The sequence below is a fragment of the Bradyrhizobium sp. GW821-FHT13H06 genome (assembly GCF_058803975.1).
In genome coordinates, this window is the sequence record NZ_JBXAPN010000011.1 from 1 (window position 1) to 12,684 (window position 12,684).

General features: G+C 61.5%; 12 protein-coding genes and 1 pseudogene. 1 reads left to right on the forward strand and 12 read right to left on the reverse strand.

All coding sequences use genetic code 11. The features are described 5' to 3' along the window. Positions 1–33: 33 nt before the first annotated feature. The 3 genes from istB to AC1RQP_RS32935 are packed head-to-tail and all read right to left on the reverse strand — an operon-like array spanning position 34 to position 1,605. On the reverse strand, positions 34–819 hold the full coding sequence (gene istB, locus AC1RQP_RS32925) for an IS21-like element helper ATPase IstB (RefSeq protein WP_492941171.1): 786 nt from the start codon (positions 817–819) through the stop codon (positions 34–36). Beyond that, positions 794–1,351 (reverse strand): Mu transposase domain-containing protein, encoded by a 558-nt coding sequence (locus AC1RQP_RS32930; protein ID WP_492941173.1) that lies wholly within the window; start codon positions 1,349–1,351, stop codon positions 794–796. Before AC1RQP_RS32930 ends, istB begins: the two co-directional genes overlap by 26 nt. After that, positions 1,348–1,605 (reverse strand): hypothetical protein, encoded by a 258-nt coding sequence (locus AC1RQP_RS32935; RefSeq protein ID WP_492941175.1) that lies wholly within the window; start codon positions 1,603–1,605, stop codon positions 1,348–1,350. Before AC1RQP_RS32935 ends, AC1RQP_RS32930 begins: the two co-directional genes overlap by 4 nt. 817 nt (positions 1,606–2,422) lie before the next feature. Here AC1RQP_RS32935 and AC1RQP_RS32940 point away from each other — a divergent pair. Then, positions 2,423–3,201, forward strand: a pseudogene (locus tag AC1RQP_RS32940) (P-type ATPase actuator domain-containing protein); the annotation flags it as partial. A gap of 25 nt (positions 3,202–3,226) precedes the next feature. On the opposite strand, the gene AC1RQP_RS32945 reads toward AC1RQP_RS32940, so the two are convergent. From AC1RQP_RS32945 to AC1RQP_RS32985, 9 genes are all read right to left on the reverse strand, one after another. Next, the gene (locus AC1RQP_RS32945) at positions 3,227–3,991 is read right to left on the reverse strand and encodes an enoyl-CoA hydratase/isomerase family protein (RefSeq protein WP_492941177.1); all 765 of its coding nucleotides are present in this window, start codon (positions 3,989–3,991) and stop codon (positions 3,227–3,229) included. 32 nt (positions 3,992–4,023) lie between these two features. Beyond that, positions 4,024–4,806: an enoyl-CoA hydratase-related protein gene (locus tag AC1RQP_RS32950; protein WP_492941179.1), complete on the reverse strand. Its 783-nt coding sequence runs from the start codon at positions 4,804–4,806 to the stop codon at positions 4,024–4,026. A gap of 40 nt (positions 4,807–4,846) precedes the next feature. Beyond that, entirely contained in the window at positions 4,847–5,641 is a 795-nt protein-coding gene (locus tag AC1RQP_RS32955) for an SDR family NAD(P)-dependent oxidoreductase (RefSeq protein ID WP_492941181.1), read from the reverse strand. A 376-nt stretch (positions 5,642–6,017) separates the two neighbouring features. Continuing rightward, complete coding sequence (locus AC1RQP_RS32960) at positions 6,018–6,398, reverse strand: AMP-binding protein (protein ID WP_492941183.1); 381 nt, start codon at positions 6,396–6,398, stop codon at positions 6,018–6,020. A gap of 322 nt (positions 6,399–6,720) precedes the next feature. Beyond that, on the reverse strand, positions 6,721–8,340 hold the full coding sequence (locus AC1RQP_RS32965) for an AMP-binding protein (RefSeq protein WP_492941185.1): 1,620 nt from the start codon (positions 8,338–8,340) through the stop codon (positions 6,721–6,723). Between the two features lie 206 nt (positions 8,341–8,546). Further along, on the reverse strand, positions 8,547–9,218 hold the full coding sequence (locus tag AC1RQP_RS32970) for a citryl-CoA lyase (RefSeq protein WP_492941187.1): 672 nt from the start codon (positions 9,216–9,218) through the stop codon (positions 8,547–8,549). Positions 9,219–9,296: 78 nt separating this feature from the next. Further along, a complete protein-coding gene (locus tag AC1RQP_RS32975) occupies positions 9,297–9,701 on the reverse strand; it encodes a hypothetical protein (protein WP_492941189.1) in 405 nt (134 codons plus the stop codon). 11 nt (positions 9,702–9,712) lie between these two features. Further along, positions 9,713–10,672, reverse strand: coding sequence for a hydroxymethylglutaryl-CoA lyase (locus AC1RQP_RS32980; RefSeq protein ID WP_492941191.1), 960 nt, complete (start codon positions 10,670–10,672; stop codon positions 9,713–9,715). After that, positions 10,669–12,684, reverse strand: coding sequence for an acetyl/propionyl/methylcrotonyl-CoA carboxylase subunit alpha (locus tag AC1RQP_RS32985; protein WP_492941193.1), 2,016 nt, complete (start codon positions 12,682–12,684; stop codon positions 10,669–10,671). The genes AC1RQP_RS32980 and AC1RQP_RS32985 overlap by 4 nt, the downstream gene beginning before the upstream one ends.

Here is a 12,684-nt window from a genome sequence, read left to right on the forward strand (position 1 = left end):
TCCGAACCTGATCACGATCAGTGGAATCCGTGATCACCATCGCCTGGAACACCTGATCACCATCCCTGGAATACGCAGACTGGCGCGGATTTCGGCGCGTTCGCGGGCTTCCTTGAAGCGGTAGGAATCGCCCTCGATGGAGATCACCTCGGCACGATGGACGAGACGGTCGACCAGGGAGACGACGCAGGCAGCGTTCGGGAAGACATCGGACCATTCCGCGAAGGGCTTGTTGGTGGTCACGAGTGTGGAGCAATTTTGATATCTGCGGCTAATCAGCTCGAACAGCAGATCGGCGTGGCGGTTGGAATAGGAGAGATAACCGACCTCATCGATCACCAGAACGTCGGGAGCGGCGTAGTGGCGCAGGCGTCGGCGCAGCGCGGCATCGCTATCGAGGGCGGCGAGTTCGCCGAGCATCTGGCTGGCGGGCTTTAACAGCACGGTATGGCCCTGGATGAGCGCCTGGTAGGCGACGTTCTGGGCAAGGGTTGACTTGCCGACGCCATTCGGGCCGACAAAAACGATGTTGGTGGCGTCGGCGAGGAAGGCCAGCGACATCAGCTCTTCGACGGCGCCGCGGTCGATCCGTTTTGGCCATGCCCAATCGAAGTCGGCCATGGTTTTGAAGTGGCCGAGCCTAGCCTGACGGATGCGACGTTGCAACGAGCGGTGCGCGCGTTCCTCTTCCTCCCGCTTTAGCAGCGGAGCGATCCATTCGGCATCGCCGACCTCCGACCAGTGGGCGACGAGGCCGTTCAGGTGCGGAGCTTTGGCGCGCAGGCGCAGCGGTTCAGTCTGGGTTGGATTGGCTATCATCGTCATCCCTGGTGGTGAGTTGATCGTAGCTGCTGTGCGGCGATCCGGCGCGCAACGCATCCTCGACGGCGGTCTGCAAGCTGGCCGCGCCGTAGCGATCGAGCAGGCGCAGCAGCGCGCTGGTGAGAGCACCGATGTTGGTACCGCGCTCGGCGGCACGGGTGAGCAGCAGCTGGCAGGCCGGCACGGCCCTGGTCAGGCTGTCGACGCCGCGGTGCTGGCGGGCCTGCCGTTTGAACTGCACGAGCGCTTGCAGGTGGTGCGGGTCCTCGATCTGCGCGTCGCGATCGTAACTGCGGCGATGACTTGCGATCATCTCGGCGCCATCGAAGATCCGGACCTGATCGACGTCGGCGCGTACGGTCAGGGTGCGGCGCACGCAGGCGTGCGGGACGGTGTAGGCGTTGAGGTCGAAGCGGACATAGGGCGTCTTGCCGACCTTTACGGCCAACTGCTCCTCGACCGGAAAGGGGTTCTCCGGCAGCGGCAGCAGCAGCGGCTGTTCCTGGGCCAGGGCCTGCCGGACGGTCATGGCGTCACCATGGCATGCAGCCGGCTGGCCGTGAGGTCGGGGAATTTGGTCAAGGTCTGCCGGATGAACGGCAGATAAGGGTCGATCATCGCGGCGCGCAACTGCGGGCCATGCCGCGGCAGTCCAGCCTGCGCCAGCACACGACGCACGGTCGTGTGATGCAGGTTGAGCTGGCGCGCGATGGTGCCGCAGCGCCACTTCTCGACGTGATACCGGCGCAGGATCCGGGCCTCCAGTTCAGCGGTGATGGTCACAAACACGCTCCGTGGTCAGTCGGGTGGATCGAGGGACGGCCTGCGACGTCGCACGAAGTCGATTTGCACGAACAATGGCAGCCGGCTGCAGCAGCGACAGCATCGTGATGAACGCGATGTCGCTGTCGCCGCAGGGCCTTCGAGACGTGCCGGTTGTCCGCCGGCGACAGCGATCGAGGCCGGCGGCACTACATCATCCACTTCCGGAGCGGGTGAACCCTGATGCGTCACGATTTTATTGCGAGCGCGGTAACGTCGGGCGCGAGCCGCATGCAGATGGCGGCCTCGACGGGTGCGTTGATAGCGCCGGCCGGCGTCGCGCACGCTCGCCCGCCGCATCGTCCTGGAGCACTCTGTTGTGCAATAGCGCTGACCGCGATCACAACGACCACAGATCAGCACCTGGGCCCGGCAGCGGGCACACAAGAACAAGCGGCCCGCGGCCTGCATCGGCGATCCCCGGCAAACGCCGAAGACGAGGCCGACGTGAGGCTCGACCGAGGTGCGATGGCTGCTATACTGCGTGCCACGCAATCCGCCGTCTGCCGATCACGCAGACTGTGGGTGGATTGGGTACAGGCGCGGCTCCGGCTTCACTTTTAGGGTTACGACGGCGCCGCGCCTGTGGTCTCTTCAGCGACCCGTTCCCTATCCGCCGAGGCGGGGCGCTGCGCAACCCGGGGACAGCTCCGCGCCCCGCCCCGGCTACCAGCCCGTCGTGGGGCAACACCGCCATCCGCCATCCGTGACGAAGTAGCTTCCCGCTCAATCTCGCCGCGCGCACGATGTCGCCAGATTTACGCGGTTCTCCAAAGCCATCGACACGGGCCTCAGCGAAGACGAGGCGGGCGAAAGACTGAAGGCTGAGGGCGTCAACGAACTTCCACGGCAGGAGCATCGAACCCGGCTCCGCATCGTTCTGGAAGTCTTGCGCGAGCCGATGCTGCTGTTCCTTGTCTCCTGCTGGGCGATCTGCAGGAGGCCATCATTCTGCTCGTCTTTGCGAGCCTGTCGGTTGTGATCACGGTGGTCCAGGAGACACGCACTGAACGTGTCCTGGAGGCCCTGCGTGACCTGACCAGCCCGCGGGCGCCGGTGATCCGGGGCGGCGCTCACCGCCGCATTCCGGGCCGGGAGGTGGTTCGCGGCGACATCGTCGTCCTCGCCGAGGGAGACCGCGTACCGGCGGATGCCGCAGTTCTGCAATGCCAAGACCTGCAGGCGGACGAGTCGCTGCTGACGGGCGAATCCGTGCCGGTCCGCAAGGCCGTGACGGCAAGCCGGCCGCCGTCTGTCAGGCCGGGAGGTGATGACCTTCCTTATGTCTATTCCGGCTCGCTGATCGTCCGCGGCAGCGGGATCGCGGAGGTCTTTGCCACGGGGCCGAGGAGCGAAATCGGCAAAATAGGTCAGTCGCTTCGCAGCCTCGAAACGGAACCACCGCGCCTGCGCACCCAGACCGCACGCCTCGTACGCCTCTCGGCCCTGGGCGGCGGACTGGTCAGCCTTGTCGTGCTGGTGCTCTACGGCATGCTGCGCGGCGGCTGGCTCGACGCCGTGCTCGCCGCCATCACCATCGGCATGGCCATGCTGCCGCGCCACCTTGGCCGAGAGGCTTTGGTCAATTCTTGAACTTCGCCTCGCGCTTTTCGAGAAAGGCAGCGATACCTTCCTGTGCGTCTTGATGCATGAACAGGAGTGGAAAGCCATCGATCGCGTGCCGCATCTCATCGCCGCCGAGACCGCGGTTGTAAAACGATTTTGCCATCTGCACCGCAAGCTTTGGTTTTGATGCAATTCGTTCCGCAAATTCCAGAGCGGCTGTGACAAGATCAACGTGGGGAACCACACGTAGTACAAGACCTAGTCGGAATGCCTCATCGGCGCTGATTGGATCACCGAGGATACTCATCTCCTTAGCTTTGGCGCGGCCAATCAGATCGTGAAGACGCACAATCGCAAAACCGGGCAGTAGCCCGAGCTTGATCTCTGGCACCGCGAAGCGTGCGCGATCGGACGCGATGATGAAGTCTGAAGCGATCGCGAGCTCAAAGCCACCGCCGAACGCAATACCATTGACGGCGGAGATCACGGGTTTTCGGCAATTCTCTGGTGCAGCCAATACCGCTAAAGCCTCGATCATAAATTTGCGTACTTTGTCCGGATCAAAGTTGAAGCCGCTAATATCGGCGCCAGCGCAAAATGCTTTGTCGCCGTTGCCGGTGATGATGGCGACGCGGACGTCGTCGTCTTCATCGACTTTCTTCAAGCCATCGAGAACACCCTCACGGATGCCTGTGCTGAGCGCGTTAAGCTTGCCCGGTTCATCCAGCCTAAGAATGGCGATCTTCCCTTTGGTTTCATAGTTGACGCTGCCTAGTCTCATCGCAGTCTCCCTTACGCTATGGCGTGATCGCTTTAGCGAAACGCGCTGAAATCCGGTTTGCGTTTTTCGAGGAATGCATTGGCCCCTTCCTGCTGTTCTTGTGTCGCGAAATAGGCAGGTGCTACCTCACGGACGAGGTCATCCATGTCGCGCTCCATGATCGGAGCCATGTGATAATAAAATGAGCGCTTGAGAATCTTCAGGCAAGTGGGGCTCAAAGCCAGGAGTTCGTCGCAATATTTCCTCACCTCGACGTCGAGTTCGGCCATCGGAACGACGGAATTAGCTAGCCCCCAGTCGGCCGCTTGTTTGGCGGTGTAACGTCGCGCCAGCATCCAGAGCTCGCGGGCGCGCTTGTGACCAAGCACATTCGCGCTGTGCGAGACGATGTAGCCTCCCGCCGGAGAGCCAACACGCGGACCGTTCTGGCCGAAAATCGCGTGCTCTGCGGCGATGGTGAAATCGCAAAAATAGGCGATGTGGTGTCCGCCGCCGATCGCATAACCGTTGACACGCGCGATCACGGGTTTTGGGCATTCGACGATGTGGCGATTAAAGTTGAATTTCAGTCCTTCAAGCCCGCTCTTGCCACCGGCATCCTTCTCCCAGTTAACGTCGCCGCCGACGCAGAACGCGCGATCGCCGGAGCCGGTGAGTACAATGACGCCAACCTTCTTGTCTACGGTTGCCTCAAGCATCAACCGCTCCATCTCCACGATGTTATCGCCGGTAAAGGCATTGAGGGTCTTTGGCCGATTGATGGTGATGGTCGCGACGTAATCCTTGACGTCATACATGATCTCGTTTTCGGACACGATGGAGCTCCATTTTGTTTTGACGAATTAACAACCGAACTCAGCCGATCATAGTGTATCCGCCTGACACCGACAGGACCTGGCCGGTGATGTGACCTGCGGCGGCGGATGACAGGAACACTACGGCGTTGGCGATATCATTCGGGCGACCGAGCTTGCGCAGCGGAAGCGCCTTGGCAACTTTCTCGAATTGCTCCGCCGTGAACATTGAATCTGGTTTTGTCCACATGCTGTTGGTGCCAACTTCTTCCGTATCCACGGGAACAGTGACGCCGGGACAAACGACATTGCAGCGGATGCCATAGCGGCCGTTCTCTTTGGCAATGGTCTTCATGAAAGAATTGACGGCAGCCTTAACGCCACCATAGACCGCCTCGCGCGGCTCGCCCGATCGGCTCGCGTCAGAACTTATCGACACGATAGCACCGGTGCTCTTCGGAATCATGATATCGAGTGCACATTTGGTGCAGTTAAGCACGCCGACATAATTGATCTGGATGATCTTCTGCCAGAACTCGGGCGTCGTCTGAGTGAAGAACATCAACTGATCCCAGCCAACGTTATTGACCAGCACATCAACGGTGCCATGCTTGTCAATCGCTGCCTTGAACATGGCCTTCACCTGATCAATATCGGTCACGTCGGTCTTGATTACCTGAACGCTGGCAGCGCCATTCTTCCGCGCAAGATCGGCAACTTTCTCGGTCTGCAACTCGTCGAGATCGCCGACCGTGATGTTGGCGCCCTCAGCTGCAAACCCTAGCACGATCGCCCGGCCGATGTTGGAGCCGCCGCCAGTGACGACGACCGATTTGCCCTTTAGATTGAGATCCATATTCGTCGCTCCCAGTTTTACAAGTGAATTACGGTTGCTTGAATTGCGATTGCCGCCCCTGCTCCACCACCACTACAACCTTAACAGTCTCGCCCGCTCGGCAAGGCGGCGCGCCGTCATACATGTCCGCGAATCTGGCGGAATTCGAGAAACGGCGAGCCAGGATTCAGCAGAGTCGGCGGTGCGTTCACGCGGCAGCAACTGCTTGCGCTCCTGTGCAACTGGCGGGCACACGTGAGACCATCCAGCCGTACCGCCGAATCACAAAATGCGCTCTGTTGCTTCGCCATGCCGGGAGATATCTCGCCTACCGGGAGCAGGGACCGGGTTGCGGTCGAATCCAAACTGTTGACGTAGGGAGCCCGCAGCAAGTCAGTTACCTCGGCAATGACGTCCGGAGGGATATATCGGCCAGCGCGCCGTAAAGACGAACGCCTTTTACGCTAGCTTTCTGCTCCTCGAAGCTGGCACGACTGTTCCGCCGTGCAACGGTGTCGCGTGACTGTAGTCCCTCTACGCCAAGATTGGCGTCCGCCAGATTCACTTCGAGAAATTCCGGACGGTTGCGCGAGAGCAATGCTACGCAGTGGCCTCGTCGAAGATCTAGGCTCGTCAGCATCGAAGTCGTGCGACTTACACGGTCATAGAGCTGGCCATAGCTGACATGCCTTCCCTGGTACTCGATCGAGATCGACGAGTTATGCATCAGCGCGCTCGCGCAAAACAGTTCGCCCAATTGTGGATTGGCGCCCGCCATAATTATCACCTCCTTTTCGCGTCTTTCCACCACGGCAAATCCTCCGAACCTAGCCGTTCGCCTGCGACCGCGGCCCACAACTTAATAAGTATGAGCTGCGTCTCACAATCGTCTCTCAAATTCTAACATCTGTTCGATCGAATTCATAGCAGGTTTGTGTCGACTCGAAAAGCTGGCGCGCGTAAGGCTCACCTCGTATCTCGAAACGCAAGCCAGTGTCTCCGCAGGATTGCCCGCTCTGATCTTCACGCTGCGAAGATCATAGGAGAAGCAGGCGGGTCTTCACCTGGCTTTCTTTTTGCAAGCGCGCGTCAGCCGAGAACTACTTCAATGCACTAACGCTCTCGCGAAGCTTGAATTTCTGCACCTTGCCGCTGGGCGTTTTAGGCAAGGCGTCGAACACCTCGATGCGTTCCGGCCAGTAGTTTTTGGTCACATTGTTCTCTGCCATGTAGCCGGTCAGATCCGGCAACGTAAGTGAAGCTCCATCGCGCAGCACCACGCAGGCACACGCCCTCTCGCCCAAGCGCTCGTCCGGCACGCCAACAATCGCGACTTCCTGCACGGCGGGATGGCGATACATCAGCTGTTCAATCTCAATCACAGGAACGTTCTCGCCGCCGCGGATGACGATGTCTTTGGTGCGCCCCGTGATGCGAATGTAACCGTCCTTGTCTTTGCGGGCGAGGTCGCCTGTCTCGAACCAGCCATCCTGATCGACGGCATAGAGTTGCGGCCGCTTGAGGTAGCCTACAAAGGTGCCGGGGCCTCTCGCTTGTAGACGCCCCTCTTGATCATGAGCCAGGACTTTCCCCTCGCCGTTGACGATCCTGACTTCCATACCCTGGCTTGGGCAACCGTCGGTCTCAAAGACCTTTTCCGGTGGATCGTCGAGTTTGGTGGTCGTCACCAGTCCGTTTTCCGTCATGCCCCATCCCGAGACGATGTGCGCACCAAGAGTCTGTGTGGCCTGACGTACCAAAACACGAGGAATTGGAGCGCCTGCCGATACGAAAGTGCGCAGTGAACGCGTTACGCCAGGCCGCCGCTCCGCCTCCGCGGTCAAATCCGCCAGGAACGGCGTAGACGCCATGGTCATCGTTACACGTTCTGTCTCGATGATGTCTGCAGCTTTGGCTGGATTCCAGATATCCTGAAGAACGACCCGTCCTCCAAGATACAACGGCAGAAGCAGGCCAACGAGAAACCCGGTCTGATGGGCCATCGGCGAGGCCATCAGCACGACATCGCTGGCTGTGAGGTGGACACGATCCTCGAAATATCGCACGCTGTTAAGCAAGGTATTGCTTGTGTGCATGACTCCCTTCGGCTCACCGGTTGTGCCCGACGTATAAAGCAATTGCACGACATCATCGGCCGAGCCAGCGGTCGCTTCCTCTATCCGCTTTCCCGGCGCATTCAGCGCTGCCTCGAAGTCGCGATCGTCGCCGGAACCGATAACAACAATGTGCTCAAGTGTGGGCACCTTGACCTTGAGGCGGTTCGCCATTGCGGCGTGATCGAAATCGCGAAATTGCCGTGGAACGATCAGCACACGCGTCTCGGCCAAGGTCAGCATGAATTTCATTTCGCGATCGCGGAAAATAGGCATGATGGGATTTGTGACCGCGCCGATCCGCAGCAGCGCGAGGTGAAGGACCACGAATTGCCACCAATTCGGCAACTGGTACGACACCACTTCGCCAGGCTTGACACCAAGCCGCAGCAAATTAGCTGCGATTCGATCTGCAGTTTGCTCCAATTCGCCGTATGTCAGCACCGTACGTCGGTTAGACGCACCCTCGTAGCCAACGACCGCTATGCGCCCTGGATCATACCTGACCGTCTTGGAAAAAGCGTCAAGCAGCGTCTGATCGGTCCAAAAACCAGCGGCTCGCATCGCTTGCTTGCGCTGCTCTGATAAGATTGGATCCATCGCCATCATATCCCTCCGTTATCATTTTTCTGACGCCAATTCCGGCGACCAATCACGCGTTGCCACGTTTCTCGCGAAGCCGTTATATCGCCTTGTGCGCGTCGGGGCCGCTGGTCTCGAGGATCTCTTCTTCGGCGCGCTGCCAGATCTCATAGGCTATCGGGTTCTCGCTTTCCTCGAGGATATGCCCACCAGCCCGATCGCACGCGCCATCACGCCAAAGCCGCGCACGATCTTCCATGGGAAACCGAACCGCAACAGATCGCCCCGATCGCGCCGGTGGCGTTGATCGGCAGCATCCTGCCCGATTTATCTTCGGCCACAGCCTGAATTTTCCGGATCAGCTCGATGTACTCGCCCGACTTACCGTTCTCGGTCGCAATCTGGAACAGCCGCGGCGCGCGGGGATCGACCGGCTTGTGCACCGGGTGGCCCAGCCCCGGCACGATTGCCTTGCGAGCGCGGAATTTTTCGACCGTTTCAGCGGCGATAGCGTCCAGGTCTGCGCCGGTGCCCAGCGTGTCCTGCGGCAGCGCCTCGTACAGCATCTTTGAGGCGCCTTCCATCGAGCCCACGAACACCGTGCCCAGCCCGCAGAGCCCCGCCGCGACCGCCGCCTGAAGCGATTCCGGCGCGCCCATATAGGTCATGCGCGCGGCCAGGGCGGACGGCGTGATGCCATGTTCGACCAGCGTGATGACGATGGCGTTGAACACCCGGCTTTCCGCGGGCGTGGCCTTGCGGCCCGTCAACTGTAGAAATGCCAGATCGCCGAGGTTCATGTGGCCCAGGATCTCGTTCGGCAGGTCCAGTCCGCGCACGCAAATCTTGTCGGGTGTGCTCCAGCCGATATTCGACGTAATTTTCTCTTTGCGCCTGCTCATCAAACCGGATCCCAGGAAAAGACGTCCGCCGACACTTCGGGCGGCGTGATATGCGAGTTGAGCGCGGGAATGGCATGCTCAGCGATCGTCTCGGCGGCCCCCCTCGCCGGAATGCCCTGAACGCACCGGCCGCGGCTGACTCATCAGGAAGGTCTTGTTCATGTGGATGGCAAAGATCTGGCCCAAAACTCCGGCGGCCCTGTCGCTCATCAGATAGCCGGCCACCGGCGCAGCCTCGACCATGGCCTGGGCGGCGTTCGGGTCAGTTACGCCGTCGGCGATAGCATTACTACCGGCGGCCTTGATTTCGTCCACGACCGTTTGCGCGGCGGCTACACTCTTGCCGGTACCCTTGAACGTCGCGCCCAGATCGTTGACCACGACCGCCGCCCCTTCGGCCGCCGCCATTAGCGCGATGTCGCGGCCGATCCGGCCGCCCGCGCCGGTGACCAGCACCACCTTTCCCTCGCGCGCCTTTCGCATATCAATCCTCCTCATGTCGCCTTGCGAAATTTGCCGAGCCCGCCGGAATGCATCACCCGGCCCATCAGAGGCGCACCGATGATCTCTTCGGCCTTGACCGCCGCGGCGATCAGTTTCTCCAGGTCGATGCCCGTCTCGATACCCAACTCGTGACACAGGAAGACCGCGTCCTCGGTGCATACATTGCCCGCCGCGCGGGCATGGCCGTGGCCCGCAAAGGGGCAGCCACCCAGCCCCGCCACCGAGCTCTCGAACATGTCCACTCCCATCGACAGCGCCGCATAGAAGTTGGCGATGCCGAGACCGCGGGTGTCGTGGAGATGCATTCCGAGGCGCGCCCTGGGCGCCAGCTCGCGCAGGGCGCCGATCATGCGCTTAACCGCCTCGGGGTTGCCCCAGCCCATTGTGTCGGCAATGACCAGGATCGGCACCGGGATATCCTCTTCCTCGCAAAGCCGGAGGATGAAGCGGAAGTCGTTCAGGACGCGCTCCTGCGGGATCGGCCCCTGAAGGTTGCAGCCGAACGCGGTCATCACATAGGCGGCATCGACGGTGTAGCCCGCTTCCTTGTAGAGCCGCACCCAGTCGCGCTGCCGCTCGCGCATCTCCGCCGAGGAGCAGTTGTTGTTGGACTGAGCGAAGGCCTCGGAGGGGTAGAAAAGAAGCCGCGGGTCGATATCCACCTCATGCGCCGTCAGCGCCTTGCGGAAGCCCTTTTCATTCAGCCAAAGCGAGGTGTATTTCACGCCGGGCTTGCGAGCGATGCGCTGGAATAGCTCGCCCGTATCGGCCATCTGCGGCACGTAGCTGGGGCTGACGAAACTCCCCACTTGGATCCGCTTGAGCCCGGTTTCGCTGAGGATGTCGATCAGCTCGGTCCGTTGCTCGATTGGATAGATCTCTTTCTCGATCTGAAAACCCTCGCGCGGGCCTTCCTCCCGAAATTCCACAAATCTTGGGAAGTCGCTCATGTCGGGGTCTCCTCACAGGGCAGGATTTCGGCAATGACCTGGCCGCGATCGACCATGACACCGCTAGAGACCGAGATGCTGGACGCGATGCCGGACGCGGCAGCGCGTATCGATATCTCGAGCTTCATCGACTCCATTACCGCCACCACATCGCCCTCGGCGACCTGCTGGCCGTCGGCAACCTTCACCTCGACGATCATTCCGGTCAGTGGCGAGGTTACGGCTCGGTCGACCGCTGGTTCCGCGCCAGCGAAAGCAAGTGGTGCGGCAGGGCGAAAGACTAGGCGGCCCTCCGGCGCGTCGATCTCAATCACATCCGCTGAAAGGCGGGCATCGACCAGATGGACGGTGTCGCCATCGCCGATGCGCCACCGCCCCGGCGAAAGCTCGCGCACCGACAGGTTGATCCGAGTGCCGTCCGCGCAGTAGATGTCGTAGCTGTGGCCGGCCTTCACCGGACCCACGCACAGCTCATCGGACGGGCCCCAGGGATCAATCAGCGTCACGCGCTGGCCGGCCTCCATTGCATCGCCGCCAAGCCCGAGCCGCCAGCCGGTGAAGCGGTCGCGGTTGATCCATGGATCGGGCGCGCCGTCCCGGCGCGCCCGCGACACGAACAGCACGGCGGCAAGCGCCTTCCACAAATCCGCACGCGCGATCCTGCGAGGCTGCGTCAGCGCGTCGATCCGGCCGTCGATCCAGCGGGTATGCACCTGCATCCGGGCGAAATCGGGATCGCGGGCCAAGGCGGCGAGGAAGGCGCGGTTGGTTTCGACTCCTTCGACCGCGACGTGATCCAGCGCCTGCGCCAGCCGCGCCAGCGCCGTCTCGCGATCAGGCGCGTGGACGATCAGCTTGGCGATCATCGGATCATAGTAGGGTGTGACGGGATCGCCAGCCTCGACCCCGCTGTCGATGCGGAGCCCTTCGGGCAGACTCAGCGTGGTCAGCGTGCCGGTGGAAGGAGCGAACTGCATCGCCGGATCCTCAGCATAGAGCCGCGCCTCGACGGCGTGGCCGCCGATCGTCAGATCGTCTTGCGTCAGGCCAAGTCCCGCACCCTCGGCAATACGCACGTGCAGCGCCACTAGGTCGAGCCCGGTGATCGCCTCAGTCACGGGATGTTCGACTTGGATGCGCGGATTCACCTCGAGGAAGAAATACTCCTCGCCCGATACCAAAAACTCGACCGTGCCCAACCCGCGATAGTCAAGCGCCTCGCACAGCCGCACGGCGTCCTGTGTGATCCGTTCGAGCAGGTCGCGGGGAAGGCCCCACGCGGGGGCTTCCTCGATCACCTTCTGATGGCGGCGCTGAAGCGTGCAGTCGCGCTCGAAGATATGCACCACATGGCCTTTGCCGTCTCCGGCGATTTGCACTTCGACATGGCGGGCCTCGGGCAGAAAACGTTCCAGTAGCAGCCCTTCGGAGCCGAAAGTGGATTTCGCCTCGCGCAGGGCGCCCTTAATGTCGTCCATGAGGGTCGCTTCGGTTTCGACCAGCCTCTGTCCGCGCCCGCCGCCGCCGCCAACAGCCTTGAGCAGCACGGGCAAACCCATCCGGCGCACTTCAGCCGCGATCTCCCCAGGGGCCGACCTGGCGCCTTCCGCCCCCGCGATCACCGGTACACCGGCCACGACCGCGGCGTCCTTGGCGCTCGCTTTGTCGCCAAGGCGTTCCAGCGTCTCGGGCGTCGGCCCCATGAAGATGATGCCGGCGGCTTCCACCGCGCGGGCAAAATCAGAGTTTTCGGCGAGGAAGCCGTAGCCGGGGTGGACGGCGTCGGCCCCCACGGCCTTTGCCGCCGCGATTACGGCGTCGATCCGAAGATAGCTTTCTGAGGCCGCTGCCCTGCCGATGCAGATCGAATGGCCAATCTCGCGCACGTGGAGGGCATTGGCGTCGGCTTCGGAATGGACACCGACGGGGGTGATGCCGCGACGACGCGCAGTACGAGCGATCCGGCAGGCGATTTCGCCGCGATTGGCGATGAGAAGGGTCTTGATCTTCAC

Bases quoted from the DNA above. Each gene is read 5' to 3' on its own strand.
- AC1RQP_RS32980 (WP_492941191.1), bottom strand. From the start codon at position 10,672: ATGAGCGACTTCCCAAGATTTGTGGAATTTCGGGAGGAAGGCCCGCGC.
- AC1RQP_RS32945 (WP_492941177.1), bottom strand. From the start codon at position 3,991: ATGAGACTAGGCAGCGTCAACTATGAAACCAAAGGGAAGATCGCCATT.
- AC1RQP_RS32955 (WP_492941181.1), bottom strand. From the start codon at position 5,641: ATGGATCTCAATCTAAAGGGCAAATCGGTCGTCGTCACTGGCGGCGGC.
- AC1RQP_RS32970 (WP_492941187.1), bottom strand. From the start codon at position 9,218: ATGAGCAGGCGCAAAGAGAAAATTACGTCGAATATCGGCTGGAGCACA.
- AC1RQP_RS32965 (WP_492941185.1), bottom strand. From the start codon at position 8,340: ATGGCGATGGATCCAATCTTATCAGAGCAGCGCAAGCAAGCGATGCGA.
- AC1RQP_RS32930 (WP_492941173.1), bottom strand. From the start codon at position 1,351: ATGACCGTCCGGCAGGCCCTGGCCCAGGAACAGCCGCTGCTGCTGCCG.
- AC1RQP_RS32960 (WP_492941183.1), bottom strand. From the start codon at position 6,398: ATGGCGGGCGCCAATCCACAATTGGGCGAACTGTTTTGCGCGAGCGCG.
- AC1RQP_RS32975 (WP_492941189.1), bottom strand. From the start codon at position 9,701: ATGCGAAAGGCGCGCGAGGGAAAGGTGGTGCTGGTCACCGGCGCGGGC.
- istB (WP_492941171.1), bottom strand. From the start codon at position 819: ATGATAGCCAATCCAACCCAGACTGAACCGCTGCGCCTGCGCGCCAAA.